Genomic DNA, 19,469 nt, shown 5'->3' with positions numbered 1-19,469 from the left:
GCATTCGGGTGATTGGCAAAAACCCCGGGCCGCGCGGTTTCTGCCGGGGATCGAGGACGTTACTCATCGTGACAGCGGCGAAAGGCGTCGCTGCGGAAGGGGAATGTGAAGTGAAGTACTCGAAGGCCGCGGCCGTCGTAGCCGGTTCCGTGATCGCGCTGGGCGCCGCCGGTGCCGCCGCGTCCCCCGCCTTCGCCGGGGAGGCCCTCCCGCTCGGCAACGGGCCGATGAAGATCCTGGACGCCAAGGACGAGGTCGCCAAGACCGGTCTGAAGGCGGTCACGGGCAAGACGAACGAGCTGCTCGGCGGTGCCGGCAAGACGGGGGGCACCAAGGGCATGATCGGCGGTCTGCCCATCGGCGGCTGAGCGCCGTACATCCCGCGGTGCCGCCGACGGGTGGCCGGAGCGGTGGCCGGAAGGCGGGCTCCCCGGATTCCGGGCGGGCCCGCCGTTACGTGTACATACCATGTATCTGGTCGTCACGGTTGCATCGCGGTGGCCGCGGCCCCTTACCAAGCGGGCGCCGATTCCCTACTCTGATCACCACTCGTTAGTTACTCGCGAGTCACCCAGCAAAGAGGCGGGCCCCCGGAGGTTGTCGTGACCGACACGCAGACTTTGATCGAGAACCGGCCGCCCTCCGTGGCGAACCTGTTCCTGGAGCGCGTCGAGGCGACGCCCGATGCCGAGGCGTACCGCTTCCCGGTGCCGTCGGCCGACGGCGGTCCGGAAGAATGGAGGTCGCTCACCTGGAAGCAGGCTGCGGACCGGGTCCATGCCATCGCCGCGGGCCTGATGGACCTGGGGGTGCGCCCCGAGGAGCGGGTGGCCATCGCCTCCGCCACCCGGGTCGAGTGGATCCTGGCCGACCTCGGCGTGCTCTGCGCCGGCGCCGCGACCACCACCGTCTACCCGAGCACCAACGCCGACGAGACGGCCTTCATCCTGGCCGACTCCGGCAGCCGGGTGCTGATCGCCGAGAACGCCGTGCAGCTGGCCAAGGCCGTCGAGCGCCGTGCCGAGCTGCCCGAACTGGCCCACGTCGTGGTCGTGGACGCCGAGGGCGCCGACCTCGGGGAGGACGGGTGGGCGCTCTCGCTGGCCCAGCTGGAGCAGCACGGCAAGGTCTACCTGGAGAAGAACCCCGAGGCCGTCCGCAAGACCGTGGGCGACATCACCAAGGACCAGCTGGCCACCCTCATCTACACCTCCGGCACCACCGGCCGCCCCAAGGGCGTGCGGCTGCCGCACGACTGCTGGGCGTACATGGCCCGCGCGATCCAGGCGAACGGCCTGCTGGAGGCGGACGACGTCCAGTACCTCTGGCTGCCGCTGGCGCACGTCTTCGGCAAGGTGCTCACCGCCGGGCACATCACCATCGGCCACGTGACCGCGGTCGACGGCCGCGTCGACAAGATCATCGAGAACCTGCCGGTCGTGCAGCCCACCTACATGGCCGCCGTCCCGCGCATCTTCGAGAAGGTCTACAACGGTGTCGCCGCCAAGGCCCGCGCAGGCGGCGCGGCGAAGTACCGGATCTTCAAGTGGGCCGTCGAGGTCGCCCGCGAGTACGCCAAGGTCACCCAGGACAACCGCCGTCGCACCGGCAACGCCGGCGCGCCCTTCGGGCTCTCCGCCAAGCACGCCGTCGCCGACCGCCTGGTGTACGCCAAGCTCCGCGACGCCTTCGGCGGCAAGCTGCGCGCCTGCGTCTCCGGCTCGGCCGCCCTCTCCCCGGAGATCGGCTACTTCTTCTCCGGCGCCGGCATCCACATCCTGGAGGGCTACGGCCTGACCGAGTCCAGCGCCGCCAGCTTCGTCAACCCCGGCGAGGCCTACCGGACCGGCACCGTCGGCAAGCCGCTGCCCGGCACCGAGGTCCGCATCGCGGAGGACGGCGAGATCCTGCTGCGCGGCCCCGGCATCATGCAGGGCTACCACGGGCTGCCCGAGAAGACGGCCGAAGTGCTGGAGTCGGACGGCTGGTTCCACACCGGTGACATCGGGGAGCTCTCCGCGGACGGCTACCTCACGATCACCGACCGCAAGAAGGACATCATCAAGAACTCCAACGGCAAGTACATCGCGCCGGCCGCGGTCGAGGGCCAGTTCAAGGCCGCCTGTCCGTTCATCAGCAACGTCCTGGTGATCGGCGCCGACCGCAACTTCTGCACCGCCCTGTTCGCCCTCGACGAGCCCACGATCCTCGGCTGGGCGAAGGAGAACGGCCTGGAGGGCAAGCCCTACGCGGAGGTCGTCGGCTCCGAGCAGGTGCGGGCCTTGATGGACGGCTACGTGCAGCGGGTCAACGCGGACCTGCAGCGCTGGCAGCAGATCAAGACCTTCCGCGTGCTGCCGCGCGACCTGGACGTCGAGCACGGTGACCTCACCCCGAGCCTGAAGCTCAAGCGGCCGGTCGTGGAGCGGGAGTTCAAGGACCTGATCGAGGACATGTACGCCGGCACGCGGGAGGACTGAGCGTCTCAGTCGCCCACCCGGGGGCCCGGCAGGTCCACGTCGCGCAGCGCGTGTTCCAGCCGGGCCACGCGGCGGGCGAGCGCGGTGACGTCCGGACGGCCGTCGGCGGCGAGCTGCCGCTCGACGGCCGCGAGGCGCTGCTCGATCGCCTCCAGCCGGTCCCGGTCGCGCTCCAGAAGGCCCCGCAACTGGCGGGTCTTGTGGTGGAGCTCCAGGAAGACGGTTACCTTGGCGCGCAGCACCCAGGGGTCGAAGGGCTTGGTGAGGTAGTCCGCCGCGCCGGTGGCGTAGCCGCGGAATGCGAAGGTGGTGTCCAGGTCGTTCCCGGTCAGGAAGATGATCGGGATGTCCTTGGTCTGGTCGAGGCGCTTGATGTTCGCGGCGGTCTCGAAGCCGTCCATGCCCGGCATCAGGACGTCGAGCAGCACCACCGCGAACTCCTGGCGCAGCAGCGCCTTCATCGCCTCCTCCCCGGAACGGGCGCGCACCAGCGGCTGGTCGAGCGTGCCGAGGATGGCCTCCAGGGCGATCAGGTTGTCCTCCATGTCGTCCACGAGGAGGATGCCGGCCTTCCCCGTGACCGTGGCGGTGCCGCCCGGGGTCACGAGGTGGGCCTCGCGGGGCCGTCGGAGCCGCCGGGGCAGGACCGTTCGCCGTCCCGGCACGCGTCGGGGTCGAGCAGCAGGTGCGCCGCGTGCAGCAGCCGGTCCACGTCGACCGGTTTGGGCACGTAGTCGTTGGCGCCGCAGGCGATCGAGCGCTCCCGGTCGCCCGGCATCGCCTTCGCCGTGAGGGCGATGATCGGCAGCTCGGCGAAGCGCGGGGTGCGGCGGATGGCCTCGATCGTCTCGTACCCGTCCATCTCGGGCATCATGATGTCCATCAGCACGAGGGCGACGTCGGGGTTCCGCTCCAGGGTCTCGATCCCCTCGCGGCCGTTCTCCGCGTACAGGACGGGCATCCCGATCCGGCCCAGGACGTGGGTGAGGGCGAAGACGTTGCGGATGTCGTCGTCGACGATGAGCACGCGGTTGCCGGCCAGGACCCGGCCGGTGCGGCCGTCCCGCCACTCGTCGATCCGGTTCGAGGTGGGCCAGGTGTCCCCCGGCGCGACCGGGCCTGACGTCCGGCGCTCGGCGTCGTACGCGGCGGCCACGGGCACCGGGCCGCCTCCGGCCTCCGCTCCGCCGCCCGCGGGGCCGTGCTGCGGCTCGGGCTCGCCGGCGCCGCCGTGGCCCGCGTACACCGCCGGGACGTACAGCGTGAAGGTGCTGCCCCGGCCGGGCTCGCTCTCGGCGACGATGCGGCCGCCGAGCAGCCCGGCGATCTCTCGGCTGATGGACAGCCCCAGCCCGGTGCCGCCGTACTTGCGGTTGGTGGTGCCGTCGGCCTGCTGGAAGGCCTCGAAGATCACCGGGAGCTTCTCGCCCGGGATGCCGATGCCGGTGTCCCGCACGGCGAAGGCGATCAGGTCGTCGGCGCCCCCGCAGCGCGCCACCCGCAGTTCCACCCGGCCCTGGGAGGTGAACTTGATCGCGTTGGAGAGCAGGTTGCGCAGCACCTGCTGCAGCCGCTGCTCGTCCGAGAACATCTCGCGGGGCACGTCCTCGCCCACGGCGACGTCGAAGGTGAGCCCGCGGTCGAGGGTGACCGGGCGGAAGGTGGCGTGCACGTAGTCCAGCAGCTTGATCAGCGGCAGCTTCTTGGGACGGACGTCCATGCGGCCCGCCTCGATCTTCGACAGGTCCAGGATGTCGTTGATCAGCTGCAGCAGGTCCGAGCCGGAGCGGTGGATCGTGGTGGCGAAGTGCACCTCCTGCTCCGACAGATGGCCGTCCGGGTTGTCCGCGAGCAGCCGGGCGAGGATCAGCAGCGAGTTGAGCGGGGTGCGCAGCTCGTGCGACATGTTGGCCAGGAACTCCGACTTGTACTGCGAGGAGGTGGCCAGCAGGGCCGCCTTCTCCTCCAGTTCGGCGTTGGAGCGCTGCAGCTCGGCCTGCTGCCGCTGGAGTTCGTCCGACCGCTCCTGCAACTGCTGGGCGAGCCGCTGGGACTCCGACAGCAGTGACTCCGTGCGGGAGTTGGCGATGATCGTGTTGATCGCCACGCCGATGGTGCTGACGAACTGGTCGAAGAAGGCCAGGTGGACGTCGGAGAAGCGGGAGAAGGAGGCCAGCTCGATGACGCCGAGCAGTTCGTCCTCGAAGAGGATGGGGATGATCACGACACTGGTCGGGGCGGCCTCGCCGAGACCCGAGGTGATGGTGATGTAGTCGGGTGGCGCCTCCTCCACGAGGATGCGTTTCTTCTCCAGCGCCGCCTGCCGCACCAGCCCGTGTCCTGGCATGCCCGGGGTGTCCACCGTGGCGCCCTGCGCCGAGCCGTACCCGGCGATGAAGGCCAGCCCGCGCGGTGCCCGGGGCTGGGCGGTGCCGCTCCGGGCGGCGTCGGTCTGGGCCAGGAAGAACGCCCCGTACTGGGCGTTCACCAGTGGGGTCAGCTCGCGCAGGATGAGGTCCGCGACCTCCATCAGGTCACGGTGCCCCTGCATCAGGCCGGCCAGGCGGGCCAGGTTGGACTCCAGCCAGTCCTTGGCGCGGGTGGTCTCGCGGAGGTTGGCCACCATCAGGTTGACGTTGTTCTTCAGCTCGGCGACCTCGCCCTGCGCCTCGACCGCGATGCTGCGCGACATGTCGCCCTGGGCGACCGCGGAGGCCACCTCGGCGATGGCCCGCACCTGGGTGGTCAGGTTGGACGCCAGCTCGTTCACACCCGTCGTCAGGCGCTTCCACGTGCCGTACACGCCCTCCACCCGGGCCTGGCCGCCCAGCTGGCCCTCGCTGCCGACCTCACGGGCGACCCGGGTCACCTCGGAGGAGAAGGACGACAGCGTGTCCACCATCGTGTTGATGGTCGTCTTCAGCTCCAGGATCTCGCCGCGCGCGTCCACGTCGATCTTCTTCGACAGGTCGCCCTGGGCGACGGCGGTGGCGACCTGGGCGATGTTCCTGACCTGGGAGGTCAGGTTGTCGGCCATGAAGTTGACGTTGTCGGTGAGGTCCTTCCAGACGCCGGAGACGCCGCGGACCTGGGCGCGGCCGCCGAGCCGGCCCTCGGTGCCCACCTCGCGGGCGACCCGGGTCACCTCGTCCGCGAAACCGCGGAGCTGGTCGACCATCGTGTTGATGGTGTCCTTGAGCTCCAGGATCTCGCCGCGGGCGTCGACCGTGATCTTCTTCGACAGGTCGCCGTTCGCCACCGACGTGGTCACCTGGGCGATGTTGCGGACCTGCGAGGTGAGGTTGGACGCCATGAAGTTGACGTTGTCGGTGAGGTCCTTCCAAACGCCGGAGACGCCGCGGACCTGGGCCTGACCGCCGAGGTTGCCCTCGGTGCCGACCTCGCGGGCGACGCGCGTCACCTCGTCGGCGAAGGCGGAGAGCTGGTCGACCATCGTGTTGATGGTCGACTTGAGCTCCAGGATCTCGCCCTTGGCCTCCACGGTGATGGTCTTGCCGAGGTCGCCCTGGGCGACGGCGGTGGCGACCTGGGCGATGTTCCTGACCTGGGAGGTCAGGTTGTCGGCCATGAAGTTGACGTTGTCGGTGAGGTCCTTCCAGACGCCGGAGACGCCGCGGACCTGGGCGCGGCCGCCAAGTTGGCCTTCGGTGCCGACCTCGCGGGCGACGCGGGTCACCTCGTCGGCGAAGGCGGAGAGCTGGCCCACCATCGTGTTGATCGTCGACTTCAGCTGCAGGATCTCGCCCTGCGCGTCGACCGTGATCTTCTGCGAGAGGTCGCCGTTGGCGACCGCGGTGGTCACCTGGGCGATGTTGCGGACCTGCGAGGTGAGGTTGGACGCCATGAAGTTGACGTTGTCGGTGAGGTCCTTCCAGACGCCGGAGACGCCGCGGACCTGGGCGCGGCCGCCCAGTTGGCCTTCGGTGCCGACCTCGCGGGCGACCCGGGTCACCTCGTCGGCGAAGGCGGAGAGCTGGTCGACCATCGTGTTGACGGTGAGCTTGAGTTCCAGCAGCTCACCCGTCGCCTCGACCGTCACCTCGCGGGTCAGGTCGCCCCGTGCCACCGCCGTCGTCACCAGCGCGATGTCGCGGACCTGGGCGGTCAGCCGGGCGGCCATCGTGTTGACCGCCTCGGTCACGTCCCGCCAACTGCCCGAGAGCCCGCGCACCTTGGCCCGGCCGCCGAGCCGGCCCTCGGTGCCGACCTCGCGGGCGACCCGGGTCACCTCACCGGTGAACAGCGAGAGCTGGTCCACCATGCGGTTGACCGCCCGGCCGAGCCTGCGCAGGTCCCCGCGGAGCGGCCGGCTGCCGTCGTGCAGGTCCACCCGCTGCGTCAAGTCGCCGTCCGCCACGGCGTCCAGCACCCGGGTGGCGTTCGCCGCCGGGATGACCAGCGCGTCGATCAGGGAGTTCGCCGCCTGCACGCTCATCGCCCAGGACCCCTGGCCCGGGCTGTCCGCGAGCCGCTCGTCCAGCCTGCCCCGGCGTACGACCTCCCGCTTGACCCGGCCCAGTTCGGCGGAGAAGTGCTGCTCCCGCGCGACGATCCGGTTGAACGTTCCGGCGAGTTCGGCCAGCACCCCTTCGGCACCGTCACCCAGCCGCACCCGGAAGTCGCCGTCGCACAGGGAGCGCATCGCCGTGAGCAGCGGCCGCAGTTCCGCCGCGCGTATCCACTCACCGTCCGGCGGCGGGTCGACGACACGCGGACGCGCAGGAGTCGCGGTTTTCGGGGCGGGAACAGCCGATTTAAGAGCCATGACGGCCTTCTTCGGTGACTCGGCGCTTATGAGCGCGCCCAGTCTGTCACGCTGTGCGTGCCGTTAAGGGCGCAATGCCGGATCTGCTCGGGAGCCGCACAGTGGGGCCAGATTCCATGCCACGGGAGTTCGTTTCCCGTACCAGCCTGCCCGGCAACCAGCTGGCGGCCTCCGCGGCACGGAAGTTCGTCCGCGCCGCGCTGGCCGAGTGGACCACCGAGGAGCCCTGGCCGGCCGAGAGCATCGGTGACCACCTCGTGGACGACGCGGTGCTGCTCGTGAGCGAACTCGTGACGAACGCGGTCATCCACGCCGGCACCACGGTCGAGCTGCTCTGCCGGCTGGAGAGCGCGGCACCCGGCGCACGCGAGGACGGCGGCCTCGTCGTCGAGGTCTCCGACCACCACCCCGCCCGGGTCGTCCGCGACCGGGCCGAACTCGCCCGCGAGGGCCGGGACGGCGGGCGCGGCCTGCAGCTCGTCTCCGCGCTCTCCGAGGAGTGGGGCATCACCTACCGGCGCGACCTCAAGACCATCTGGTGCCGGCTGGCCGCCGCCCGCGGACCCGGGGAGACGCTGCCGCCGGCGCCCGAGGCCGAGCGAGCCCTGCTGCGCGGACTGCGCGCCACCGAGATCCTCGCGCCCATGGCGCACCGCCTCCCGCGGCGGTACGACAGCGAGTGGATCAACCGTGGTTCGCTCTCCTTCCTCGCCGAGGCCTCCGACCTGCTGGCCGGGCAGCTCGACGAGGACATGGTCGCCTCCCTCGCCGGGCAGCTGCTGGTGCCCCGGCTCGCCGACTGGTGCGCCGTCTGGCTCACCGGGGACGGGCCCGAGGGCTCCGAGCCGCGCCTGGCGCGCGTCTGGCACGCGGCGGAGGGCCGCATCGACGCGCTCCGCATGGTGCTGGAGAAGGAACCGCCGCCGCCCGGCTCCCGCCCCGGCGCAGTGCCCTGGCCGTGGCCAGCCGTCGCCCACGGCGTGGAAGCGGTCGGCGCGGCCCTCGCCTGCCCCCTGGTCACCGGGGGCCGCCGGCACGGCACGCTGCTCCTCGGACGCACGGGGCTGATGCGCTTCCCCGACGAGGTCATCGGTCTCATCGAGGACTTCGCGCGCCGCGTCGCCCTCGCGGTGGGCACCGCCCGCCAGTACACGCGGCAGGCCATGATCAGCCGGGTCCTGCAGCGCGGCCTGCTGCCCGCGGGGCTCGGCGCGGTGCCGGGCGTCGACACGGCCGTCGTCTACGAGCCCACGCGTGCCGACGTCGTCGGCGGCGACTTCTACGACCTCTTCCCCGCGGGCGGCGGCCGCTGGTGCTTCGCCCTCGGCGACGTCCAGGGCCACGGCCCCGAGGCCGCCGCGGTCACCGGCCTCGCCCGGCCCGTCATGCGGCTCCTCGCGCGCGAGGGGTACGGCGTCGCGGAGGTCCTCGACCGGCTCAACCGCGCGCTGTCGGACGAGGCCGCGGCCGCCACGCTCGGCGACGCGCTCGGGCCGGGGTGGGACGCGGGGCCGCGCTTCCTGTCCCTGCTGTACGGGGAGATCGTCCCGGAGGGTCCGGACGGGCCGCAGGGGGCGGGGGAGGGCGCGGCGGGCGGTGGTGCGGGTGGCGGTGCCCTGTGCACGTTGGCCAGCGCCGGGCACCCCCTTCCGCTGCTCCTCACGGGAGGCGGCGCGGTACGGCCCGCGGCGGCGCCGCAGATACTGCTCGGGATCACGGACGACGCGCGGTACCGCAGCGAATCGTTCCGGCTGGCCCCCGGGGACACGCTGCTGTGCGTCACGGACGGGGTGACGGAGCGGCGGAACGGGAGCCGTCAGTTCGACGACGACGACGGACTCGCGGCCGTGCTCGCGGCGTGCGCCGGGCTGGGGGCGGCGGGGGTGGCGGAGCGGGTCCGGCGGGCGGTGCACGAGTACGACGTGGCGCCGCCGGATGATGATCTCGCGGTGCTTGTGCTTCAGGCCCAGTGAGAGTGCGTTCGCCGTGTGCGGGGGGTGCCCCTTGCGGCCCGTTGTTGTGTGCGGCGCCGTTGCGGTTGCGGTTTCTCCCCCGCCCTCCTGCCCTCCCCCAGCCCCCGGCCGGGGGGACCCCCACCTCGGCGCTCGCGGCGCTGCCCTACATCGTCGGGCGCCGCGTGCTCCGCTCGTCTCCCCACAGCCTTCGGCCGGGGGGACCCCCATGGGGGCACCCCGGCACACCCCCTCCGGTTATCGGGGCGACTATTGAGATTCCTGGCGTGATGGCGCCCGGCGCAGCGCCTTGAACTGCGTCGACGGTCGACGCGAGCGCGACATCCCGCCGAGATCATCAGTAACGGCCGGTAGGGGTCAGAAGGCGGTCCGGGGTCCGCCGCAAGTGCCTTTCCAGAACCCCCACCGGCCGTCACGCGCCCTTTCGACGGGAGGGGGTGTGGCGGGGTGCGCCCGGAAGCGACGAGCGGGGGACCCGGCACCGAATATTGCAGGGGTAAACCGCGAGCGCTGAGGACGTGCGCCGGCGCGGCACCGACCCCAACCCAACAGTGCGCAGGCCCGCACTGACCGCGCCGGGCAATCGGGCGGGCGGCGGGGAAACCGCCCGCCGCAGGCGCAAACAACCCGCACGCAACAGCCGGCCGCGAGGGGCACCGCAGGGCGGCGGCGGAGCCCGCGCGGGGGATGGCGGACAATGGGACGCATGCCATCCGTACTGCCCGACGGGGAGCCCATGCCTGAGGACGGCGCGCTCCCGCCGACCGCCCTGCGCGGCGCGGAGTCCCGCCCGCTGGGGTTCTACCTGCACGTCCCGTACTGCGCGACCCGCTGCGGCTACTGCGACTTCAACACCTACACCGCCGCCGAGCTGCGCGGCACCGGCGGCGTGCTCGCCTCCCGGGAGAACTACGCGGACACCCTGGTCGACGAGATCCGGCTGGCCCGCAAGGTGCTGGGTGACGACCCCCGCCGCGTGGAGACCGTGTTCGTGGGCGGCGGGACCCCCACCCTGTTGCCGGCCGCGGACCTGGCCCGGATGCTGGGGGCCATCCGTGACGAGTTCGGCCTGGCGGAGGGCGCGGAGGTCACGACGGAGGCGAACCCGGAGTCCGTGGACCCGGCGTACCTGGAGGAACTGCGGGCCGGGGGGTACACGCGGGTCTCGTTCGGGATGCAGAGCGCCCGGCCGCACGTGCTGCAGGTGCTGGACCGGCGGCACACGCCCGGCCGTCCGGAGCAGTGCGTGGCGGAGGCGCGGGCGGCGGGGTTCGAGCACGTCAACCTCGACCTGATCTACGGCACGCCCGGGGAGTCGGACGAGGACTGGCGGGCGTCGCTGGACGCCGCGATCGGCGCGGGGCCGGACCACGTGTCGGCGTACGCGCTGATCGTGGAGGAGGGCACGCAGCTGGCGCGCAGGATCCGGCGGGGCGAGGTGCCGATGACGGACGACGACGTGCACGCGGACCGCTACCTGATCGCGGAGGAGCGCCTGGCGGCGGCCGGCTACGGCTGGTACGAGGTGTCGAACTGGGCGACCTCGGACGCGGCCCGGTGCCGCCACAACGAGCTGTACTGGACCGGCGCGGACTGGTGGGGCGCCGGGCCGGGCGCGCACAGCCACGTGGGCGGGGTGCGGTGGTGGAACGTCAAGCACCCGGCGGCGTACGCGGCGGCGCTCGCGGAAGGCCGCAGTCCCGGGGCGGGCCGTGAGGTGCTGGCGGCGGAGGACCGCCGTGTGGAGCGGATCCTGCTGGAGCTGAGGCTGTCCGACGGCTGCCCGCTCGACCTGCTGGCCCCGGCGGGTGCCGGGGCCGCGGAGCTCGCCGTGAGGGACGGCCTCCTGGAGGCCGGTCCTTACCGCGAGGGCCGCGCCGTCCTCACCCTGCGCGGCCGCCTGCTCGCCGACGCCGTCGTCAGGGACCTGGTCGACTGACTCAGCCCGGGGCCGTGACGAAGTCGATCAGTTCCTCCACGCGGCCCAGCAGTTCCGGCTGCAGGTCCCGGTAGGAGTGGACGGCGCCCAGGATGCGCTGCCAGGCGGCGCCGGTGTTCTCCGGCCAGCCCAGGGCGCGGCACACGCCGGTCTTCCAGTCCTGGCCGCGGGGGACGGCCGGCCAGGCGGGGATGCCGACGGAGGAGGGCTTCACGGCCTCCCAGACGTCGATGTAGGGGTGGCCGGCGACCAGGACGTGCTCGCCGGTGACCTCCGCGGCGATGCGGGACTCCTTGCTGCCCGGGACGAGGTGGTCCACGAGGACGCCGAGGCGGGCGTCCGGGCCGGGGGCGAAGGAGGCGACGATGGCCGGGAGGTCGTCGACGCCGTCCAGGTACTCGACGACGACGCCCTCGACGCGCAGGTCGTCGCCCCAGACGCGTTCGACCAGTTCCGCGTCGTGGCGGCCCTCGACGTAGATCCGGCCGGCGCGGGCGACCCGGGCGCGGGCGCCGGGGACCGCGAGGGAGCCGGAGGCGGTCAGCCGGGGGCCGGTCGCGGGGGCGGCGGCGGAGGGGCGTACGAGGGTGACCACGCGGCCCTCCAGGAGGAAGCCGCGGGGCGTCATCGGGAACACGCGGTGCTTGCCGAAGCGGTCCTCCAGGGTGACCGTCGGGCCCTCGGCGGTCTTCTCGCAGCGGACGACCGCGCCGCAGTAGCCGGTGGACACCTCCTCCACCACCAGGTCCCGTTCGGCCGCGACCTCGGGTGCGGGCGTGGCGGGACGCTTCCACGGCGGGGTGAGGTCGGGGTCGTAGTTGCGGCTGCGCATGCCAGGGATCGTATCCGCGCGGGCCGGCGCTCAGGCGGATCCGAACCGGGCGGAGAGCGCGTCCCGTTGGGCGCGGACGAAGCGGGCGTCGACGACGGCGCCGTGGCCCGGCACGTACAGCGCGGTCTCGCCGCCCAGCCGCAGCAGCCGGTCCAGGGTCGCGGGCCAGGAGTGCGGGGCGGCGTCGGGGCCGGCCTGGGGCTCGCCGGACTCCTCGACGAGGTCCCCGCAGAAGACCACGGCCGGCGTGCCCGGCACGACCACCACCAGGTCGTGGGTGGTGTGGCCCTCACCCGGGTGGACCAGCAGGACCTGGCGGTCGCCGCCGAGGTCGAGCTCGTAGGAGCCGTCCACGAGGTGGCCGGGGCGTACGAGGGCGTCCGCGGCCCGTGCGGACTCGGCCTTGCCGGCGCCGTGCTCGACCGCGTCCAGGCCCAGCGAGAAGCGCTCGCGGTCGAGGTAGGCGTCGAGGGTCATCTCCCCGAAGACCTGGACGCCCTCGAAGGCGGCGGCGCCGAAGACGTGGTCGAAGTGGCCGTGGGTGAATGCGATGTGCGTCACGTCCCGCCCGGTCAGTTCGCGCACCTCCCGGCGCAGTCCGGCACCCTCGGGGACCGAGGAACCCGTGTCGACCAGCAGCACGCCCTCGTCGCCGACGACGACCCCGACGGTCACGTCGAGGAAGGGCAGCCGCCGCCGCGCCACCCCCGGTGCGAGCTGCTCCCAGCCGCCGGGGGAGTCCGGTGCGGTCGGTGTGGTCTCCACAACGCGACGGTATCCCCGCGGGACGCCTCTCGCCCGCTACGGTGGCCGGTCAAGGACGCCCCCGGGCCGGACCCGTGGACGGCCCTTGCCGAGGTCTTGCCACCCCGCCGTACACTGACTTGGGGAAAACTGGCACTCAGGGAAGAGGAGTGCCAGGCCACGGGGGCGACACGACCCGCACGGTGACCGAGCGACTGGAGGTGCGCGATGCTCAGCGAACGACGGCTCGAAGTGCTGCGTGCCATCGTCCAGGACTACGTGGGCACCGAGGAGCCGGTCGGCTCGAAGGCGCTCACCGAGCGGCACGCCCTCGGCGTCTCCCCGGCCACCGTCCGCAACGACATGGCCGTGCTGGAGGACGAGGGCTACATCCAGCAGCCCCACACCAGCGCGGGCCGCGTGCCGACCGACAAGGGCTACCGGCTCTTCGTCGACCGGCTCACCAGCGTCAAGCCCCTGTCCGGCGCCGAGCGCCGGGCCATCCAGAACTTCCTGGACGGCGCCGTCGACCTCGACGACGTGGTGGCCCGCACGGTCCGGCTGCTGGCGCAGCTGACCCGGCAGGTCGCGATCGTCCAGTACCCGTCGCTCACCCGCTCGACCGTGCGCCACGTCGAGCTGCTCGCGCTCGCCCCGGCCCGGATCATGCTCGTGCTGATCACGGACACCGGACGGGTGGAGCAGCGGCTGGTGGACGCCCCGGCGCCGGTCGGCGAGACCGTCCTGGCCGACCTGCGCGCCCGGCTGAACAGCAGGGTGGTGGGACGCCGGTTCAGCGACGTCCCGCCGCTGGTGCAGGAGCTCCCCGAGGGCTTCGAGCCCGACGACCGGCCCTCCGTCCAGGTGGTCCTCGCCACACTGCTGGAGACCCTGGTCGAGGAGACCGAGGAGCGGATCATGCTCGGCGGCACGGCCAACCTGACCCGCTTCGGGCACGACTTCCCGCTGACGATCCGCCCGGTGCTGGAGGCGCTCGAGGAGCAGGTGGTGCTCCTCAAGCTGCTGGGCGAGGCCAAGGACTCGGGCGTGACGGTGAGAATCGGTCACGAGAACTTCCATGAGGGCCTGAACTCCACATCGGTCGTCTCCGTCGGCTACGGTTCGGGCGACGAGGCGGTGGCGAAACTCGGCGTGGTCGGACCGACCCGCATGGACTACCCCGGAACGATGGGAGCGGTACGCGCAGTGGCACGTTACGTCGGACAGATCCTGGCGGAGTCGTAGTGGCCACGGACTATTACGCCGTGCTCGGCGTACGCCGCGACGCAAGCCCGGACGAGATCAAGAAGGCCTTCCGCCGTCTTGCGCGCGAGCTGCACCCGGACGTCAATCCGGACCCGAAGACCCAGGAGCGGTTCAAGGAGATCAACGCCGCCTACGAGGTGCTCTCGGACCCGCAGAAGAAGCAGGTCTACGACCTCGGCGGCGACCCGCTGTCGGCCAACGGCGGCGGCGCGGGCGCAGGCGCGGGCTTCGGCCAGGGCTTCGGCAACTTCAGCGACATCATGGACGCCTTCTTCGGGACGGCGTCCCAGCGCGGTCCGCGCTCGCGCACACGGCGCGGCCAGGACGCGATGATCCGGCTGGAGATCGAGCTGGACGAGGCGGCCTTCGGCACGACCAAGGACATCCAGGTCGACACGGCCATCATCTGCAACACCTGCCACGGCGAGGGCGCGGCCCCGGGCACGACCGCGCAGACGTGTGACATGTGCCGCGGCCGCGGTGAGGTCTCGCAGGTCACGCGGTCCTTCCTGGGCCAGGTCATGACCTCCCGGCCGTGCCCCCAGTGCCAGGGCTTCGGCACCGTCGTCCCCACCCCGTGCCCGGAGTGCGCGGGCGACGGCCGGATCCGGTCGCGGCGCACGCTCACGGTCAAGATCCCGGCCGGTGTCGACAACGGCACCCGCATCCAGCTCGCGGGCGAGGGCGAGGTCGGCCCCGGCGGCGGCCCCGCCGGCGATCTGTACGTCGAGATCCGCGAGCTGCCGCACCAGGTCTTCCAGCGGCGCGGCGACGACCTGCACTGCACCGTCACCATCCCGATGACGGCCGCGGCGCTGGGCACCAAGGTCCCGCTGGAGACCCTGGACGGGCTGGAGGAGATCGACATCAGGCCCGGGACGCAGTCCGGCCAGTCGATCCCGCTCCACCAGCGCGGCATCACCCACCTGCGGGGCGGTGGCCGGGGCGACCTCATCGTGCACGTCGAGGTCCAGACCCCGGGCAAGCTCGACCCGGAGCAGGAGGAGCTGGTGCGCCGCCTGGCGAAGCTGCGCGGCGAGGAACGGCCCATGGGGCAGTTCCAGCCGGGCCAGCAGGGCCTGTTCTCCCGCCTGAAGGACGCGTTCAACGGGCGTTAGCACGACACGGCCGGGCCGACGGGGCCCGGCCGCCCACCGGCCCGCGGTCCGGGGTGGACACCCTGGACCGCGGGCCGTCGCGTGCCGTGAAACGATGGCCGCATGGCCGCCCTGACCCACCGCTCCCCGAGGACCGCGCCGTGACCGCACCCGTCTTCGTCGTCGAACCCGGAGCGCTGGGCACGGACCGCATCACCCTCTCCGGCCCCGAAGGGCGGCACGCGGTGTCCGTGCGCCGGCTGCGGGTCGGCGAGGAGATCGTGCTCACCGACGGCCTGGGACGCGGCGCGTACGGCACGGTGGCGGCCGTCGACGGCAAGGACACGCTCGAGGTCGCCGTCGCCGACGTCCGCGAGGAGGCCGAGCCCCGCCCGCGGATCACCGTCGTCCAGGCGCTGCCCAAGGGCGACCGCGGGGAACTCGCCGTCGAGACCATGACCGAGGTCGGCGTCGACGCGGTCGTGCCGTGGGCCGCCGCGCGCTGCATCACCCAGTGGAAGGGCGAGCGCGGCGCCAAGTCCCTGGCCAAGTGGCGTTCCACCGCCCGCGAGGCCGCCAAGCAGGCCCGGCGCCTGAGGTTCCCCGAGGTCGCCGAGATGATGACGACCCGTCAGGTCGCCGGGCTGCTGTCCGGTGCGGCGTTCGCCGCGGTCCTCCACGAGGAGGGCTCCGAGCCGCTCGCCGCGGCCCCGCTGCCGCCCGAGGGTGACGTCGTGCTCGTCGTCGGCCCCGAGGGCGGGGTCTCCCCGGAGGAGCTCGACGCCTTCGCCGCGGCCGGTGCCAAGCCGTACCGACTCGGCGCCAGTGTCCTGCGCACCTCCACCGCCGGCGTCGCCGCGACCGCCCTCCTGCTCGGCCGCACCGGGCGCTGGGGCTGAGGCGGCCGCCGGGCCGGAATCCCCCCCGGCGGGCAATGAGATCGAAAACCCCTGACCAGCAGGGCGCCGGGTGGTTAGTGTGACGACGTGACGCAGCCGCAGCCTTCGCACCCCGCGTACCTCCGCTTCCCGCACCTGCACGGTGACCTGATCACCTTCACCGCCGAGGACGACGTCTGGGCCGCCCCGCTGGACGGCGCCGGCCGGGCCTGGCGGGTCAGCGCGGACAACATGCCCGTCGGCCATCCGCGGTTCTCCCCCGACGGGGCGCTCATCGCGTGGACCTCCACGCGGGACGGCGCACCCGAGGTGCACGTCGCGGCCACCGACGGCGGGCCGTCGAAACGCCTGACGTACTGGGGCAGCGGCCGCACCTCCGTGCGCGGCTGGACGCCCGGCGGCGACGTACTGGCCATCAGCACGTCCGGGCAGGCGTCGCTGCGCCGCAGCTGGGCGCGGGCGATCCCGGTCGACGGCGGTCCCGCGTCGACGCTGCCGTACGGGCCGGTCGGCGACGTCGCCCACGGGCCGGACGGGGCCGTGCTGCTGCTGTCGGCCACGATGGGCCGCGAGGCCGCGGCCTGGAAGCGCTACCGGGGCGGCACCGCGGGCAAGCTGTGGATCGACCGCACCGGCGACGGGGAGTTCGAGCGGATCCACGCCGGCCTGGACGGCAACCTGGAGTGCGCGATGTGGGTGGGGGAGAGGATCGCCTTCCTCTCCGACCACGAGGGCGTCGGCGCGCTCTACTCCAGCCTCCCCGACGGCGGCGACCTGCGCCGGCACACCGCCGTGGAGGACGGCGGCTTCTACGCGCGGCAGGCCGCCACCGACGGCACCCGCGTCGTCTACACCAGCACCGGCCGGCTGTTCCTGCTGGACGACCTCGACGGCGCGCAGGCCCGCCCGGTCGAGGTACGCCTCGGCGGCCAGCGTGCCGACCTGCAGCCGCACCCGGTCCACGCGGCCCACCACCTCGGCGACGCCCGGCCCGACCACACCGGCCGTGGCAGCGCGGTGGAGATCCGCGGCACCACGCACTGGGTCACCCACCGCGGCGGCCCGGCGCGGGCGTTGTCCGCCGAGCCGGGGGTGCGCACGCGGCTGCCGCGGGTGTTCGGCGGCGAGGGCGACCAGCAGGTCGTCTGGGTCACCGACGCCGAGGGCGAGGACGCGCTGGAGATCGCCCCCGCGGCGGGCTCCGGCACGACCGCGCCCCGCAGGCTGGCCGCGGGGCGGCTCGGCCGGGTCCTGTCCATGAGCGTCTCCCCGGACGGCCACCGGATCGCCGTCGCCTCGCACGACGGCCGGGTGCTGCTCGTCGAGGCCCAGACCGGTGAGGTCCGCACCGTCGTCGAGGGCGAGCACGGCCCCGCGAGCGGCCTCGCCTTCTCGCCCGACTCGGCCTGGCTCGCGTGGTCGCACGCCGGTCCCGACCCGCTGCGCCAGCTCAAGCTCGCCTCGACCGCCGACCTCGCCGTCGTCGACGCGACCCCGCTGCGCTTCCGGGACTTCTCGCCCGCCTTCACCGCCGACGGCAAGCACCTGGCGTTCCTGTCCGAGCGCTCCTTCGACCCGGTCTACGACGAGCACGTCTTCGACCTCGCCTTCCTCGGTTCCTGCCGCCCCCACCTGATCACGCTCGCCGCCACCACGCCCTCGCCCTTCGGCCCGCAGCGCCACGGGCGGCCGGTCGACTCCTCGTCCGAGGACAAGGACGGCGACGACCGCGGCCAGGACGAGGGCAAGAAGGACTCCCGCAAGGAGGACGGCGAGGACCGGCACCGCACCCCCGTCACCAAGGTGGACGCCGAGGGCCTGGCCGACCGCATCGTGCCCTTCCCGGTGGAGGCTGCCCGCTACTCCACGCTGCGCGCGGCCAAGGACGGCGTCCTGTGGCTCCGGCACCCCGTGCGCGGCGTCCTGGGGGCGAGCCTGGCCTCGCCCGAGGCCGAGCCGCCGTCCACCGCGCTGGAGCGGTACGACCTCAAGCAGCTGCGCGTGGAGGACATCGCCGACGACGCCGACGACTACGCCGTCAGCGGGGACGGCAACAAGGTGCTGGTGACGTCCGGTCACCGGCTGCGGGTGGCGGCGGCCGACCACAAGTCGGCACCGTCCGACGACGAGACCGACAGCAACGTGACCGTCGACCTCTCCCGGGTCCGCGTCACCGTGGACCCGCAGGCCGAGTGGCGTCAGATGTACGACGAGTCGCACCGGCTGATGCGGGACAACTTCTGGCGCGCCGACATGGGCGGCGTCGACTGGGACGGCGTGCGCGAGCGCTACCGGCCCGTCCTGGACCGGGTCGCCACCCACGACGACCTCGTCGACCTGCTCTGGGAGGTGGCGGGCGAGCTCGGCACCTCGCACGCCTACGTCACCCCGCCCGGCGGCCGCGGTGACGCGCTGAACCGCCAGGGCCTGCTCGGCGCGGACCTCGCCCGCGACGCGGACGGCGTGTGGCGGGTGGAGCGCGTGCTGCCCTCGGAGACCTCCGACCCCCGGGCCGGGTCCCCGCTGGCCGCGCCGGGCGTCGCGGTCCGCGCCGGCGACGCGATCCTCGCGGTGGACGGACGGCCCGTGGACCCGCTGGCCGGCCCCGGCCCGCTGCTGCTCGGCACCGTGCGCAAGCCCGTGGAGCTCACCGTCGGCCCGGCCGACGGCGGGGCGGTGCGCCATGTCGTCGTCGTGCCCATCGGGGACGAGGAGCCGCTGCGCTACCACGACTGGGTGACCGGGCGCCGGGCGTACGTGCGCGAGCTGTCCGGCGGACGGCTGGGGTACCTGCACGTGCCCGACATGGTCGGCTCCGGCTGGGCCCAGATCCACCGCGACCTGCGCGTGGAGGTCACCCGGGAGGGTCTGGTCGTGGACGTGCGGGAGAACCGCGGCGGCCACACCTCCCAACTGGTCGTGGAGAAGCTGGCGCGGCGGATCGTGGGCTGGGACCTGCCGCGCGGGCTGCCCGCCTTCAGCTACCCGCTGGACGCTCCGCGCGGGCCCGTCGTGGCCGTCGCGAACGAGTTCTCCGGCTCGGACGGCGACATCGTCAACGCGGCGATCAAGGCGCTGGGGATCGGGCCCGTGGTGGGCACCAGGACCTGGGGCGGCGTCATCGGCATCGACTCCCGCTACCACCTGGTCGACGGGACGCTGGTCACCCAGCCGAAGTACGCCACGTGGCTGGAGGGCGTGGGCTGGGACGTGGAGAACCACGGTGTCGACCCGGACGTGGAGGTCGTCCACACCCCGCAGGACTGGGCCGCCGGGCGCGACCCGCAGCTGGACGAGGCCGTGCGCATCGCCCTGGAGGCGCTGGAGGCCAATCCGGCCCGTACCGCGCCCCCGTTGCCCTAGATGATCGATTCCAAGGGTTTGGGCCCGTAGACGAGGCGAGGGTGTCCAGTCTCAGTGTGTGACGACCGAGATAGACACCCTCGCTACCGC

Annotated in this window: 12 protein-coding genes; 8 read left to right on the top strand and 4 right to left on the bottom strand. The window is 73.0% G+C overall.

The window, feature by feature from the left end; all coding sequences use genetic code 11:
• The first annotated feature begins 110 nt into the window (after positions 1-110).
• The gene (locus ACFYYN_RS40530) at positions 111-368 is read left to right on the top strand and encodes a hypothetical protein (protein WP_361797151.1); all 258 of its coding nucleotides are present in this window, start codon (positions 111-113) and stop codon (positions 366-368) included.
• A 234-nt stretch (positions 369-602) separates the two neighbouring features.
• Entirely contained in the window at positions 603-2,480 is a 1,878-nt protein-coding gene (locus tag ACFYYN_RS40525; RefSeq protein WP_500549799.1) for an AMP-dependent synthetase/ligase, read from the top strand.
• Between the two features lie 5 nt (positions 2,481-2,485).
• On the opposite strand, the gene ACFYYN_RS40520 is transcribed toward ACFYYN_RS40525, so the two are convergent.
• Positions 2,486-3,025: a response regulator gene (locus tag ACFYYN_RS40520; protein WP_499516830.1), complete on the bottom strand. Its 540-nt coding sequence runs from the start codon at positions 3,023-3,025 to the stop codon at positions 2,486-2,488.
• Between the two features lie 56 nt (positions 3,026-3,081).
• A complete protein-coding gene (locus ACFYYN_RS40515; protein WP_500549827.1) occupies positions 3,082-7,143 on the bottom strand; it encodes a HAMP domain-containing protein in 4,062 nt (1,353 codons plus the stop codon).
• Between the two features lie 239 nt (positions 7,144-7,382).
• Here ACFYYN_RS40515 and ACFYYN_RS40510 point away from each other — a divergent pair, with 239 nt between their 5' ends.
• Both ACFYYN_RS40510 and hemW read left to right on the top strand, forming a co-directional pair.
• Entirely contained in the window at positions 7,383-9,239 is a 1,857-nt protein-coding gene (locus ACFYYN_RS40510) for a SpoIIE family protein phosphatase (protein WP_500549798.1), read from the top strand.
• Between the two features lie 706 nt (positions 9,240-9,945).
• A complete protein-coding gene (gene hemW / locus ACFYYN_RS40505) occupies positions 9,946-11,178 on the top strand; it encodes a radical SAM family heme chaperone HemW (protein ID WP_500322986.1) in 1,233 nt (410 codons plus the stop codon).
• Position 11,179: 1 nt separating this feature from the next.
• Here hemW and ACFYYN_RS40500 read toward each other — a convergent pair whose 3' ends face one another.
• Both ACFYYN_RS40500 and ACFYYN_RS40495 read right to left on the bottom strand, forming a co-directional pair.
• Positions 11,180-12,010 carry a DUF3097 domain-containing protein gene (locus ACFYYN_RS40500; RefSeq protein WP_500549797.1) on the bottom strand — a complete coding sequence of 277 codons (831 nt, stop codon included), beginning with the start codon at positions 12,008-12,010 and terminating at the stop codon, positions 11,180-11,182.
• A 30-nt stretch (positions 12,011-12,040) separates the two neighbouring features.
• A complete protein-coding gene (locus tag ACFYYN_RS40495; protein ID WP_500549796.1) occupies positions 12,041-12,775 on the bottom strand; it encodes an MBL fold metallo-hydrolase in 735 nt (244 codons plus the stop codon).
• 207 nt (positions 12,776-12,982) lie between these two features.
• Between ACFYYN_RS40495 and hrcA the strand changes: the two genes are divergently transcribed.
• The 4 genes from hrcA (at position 12,983) to ACFYYN_RS40475 (ending at position 19,379) form a co-directional block, all read left to right on the top strand.
• Positions 12,983-13,999 (top strand): heat-inducible transcriptional repressor HrcA, encoded by a 1,017-nt coding sequence (gene hrcA / locus ACFYYN_RS40490; RefSeq protein ID WP_499511828.1) that lies wholly within the window; start codon positions 12,983-12,985, stop codon positions 13,997-13,999.
• Positions 13,999-15,138 (top strand): molecular chaperone DnaJ, encoded by a 1,140-nt coding sequence (gene dnaJ, locus ACFYYN_RS40485; RefSeq protein WP_499511827.1) that lies wholly within the window; start codon positions 13,999-14,001, stop codon positions 15,136-15,138. The genes hrcA and dnaJ overlap by 1 nt, the downstream gene beginning before the upstream one ends.
• A 140-nt stretch (positions 15,139-15,278) precedes the next feature.
• A complete protein-coding gene (locus tag ACFYYN_RS40480; RefSeq protein ID WP_500549795.1) occupies positions 15,279-16,016 on the top strand; it encodes a 16S rRNA (uracil(1498)-N(3))-methyltransferase in 738 nt (245 codons plus the stop codon).
• Positions 16,017-16,103: 87 nt separating this feature from the next.
• On the top strand, positions 16,104-19,379 hold the full coding sequence (locus ACFYYN_RS40475) for a S41 family peptidase (protein WP_500549794.1): 3,276 nt from the start codon (positions 16,104-16,106) through the stop codon (positions 19,377-19,379).
• Positions 19,380-19,469: the final 90 nt, after the last annotated feature.

It is taken from the genome of Streptomyces sp. NPDC001902 (genome assembly GCF_042891295.1).
GTDB lineage: Bacteria > Actinomycetota > Actinomycetes > Streptomycetales > Streptomycetaceae > Actinacidiphila.
The sequence above is the reverse complement of the archived record's forward strand: the minus strand, read 5'-3'. Positions and strand labels throughout refer to the sequence as shown.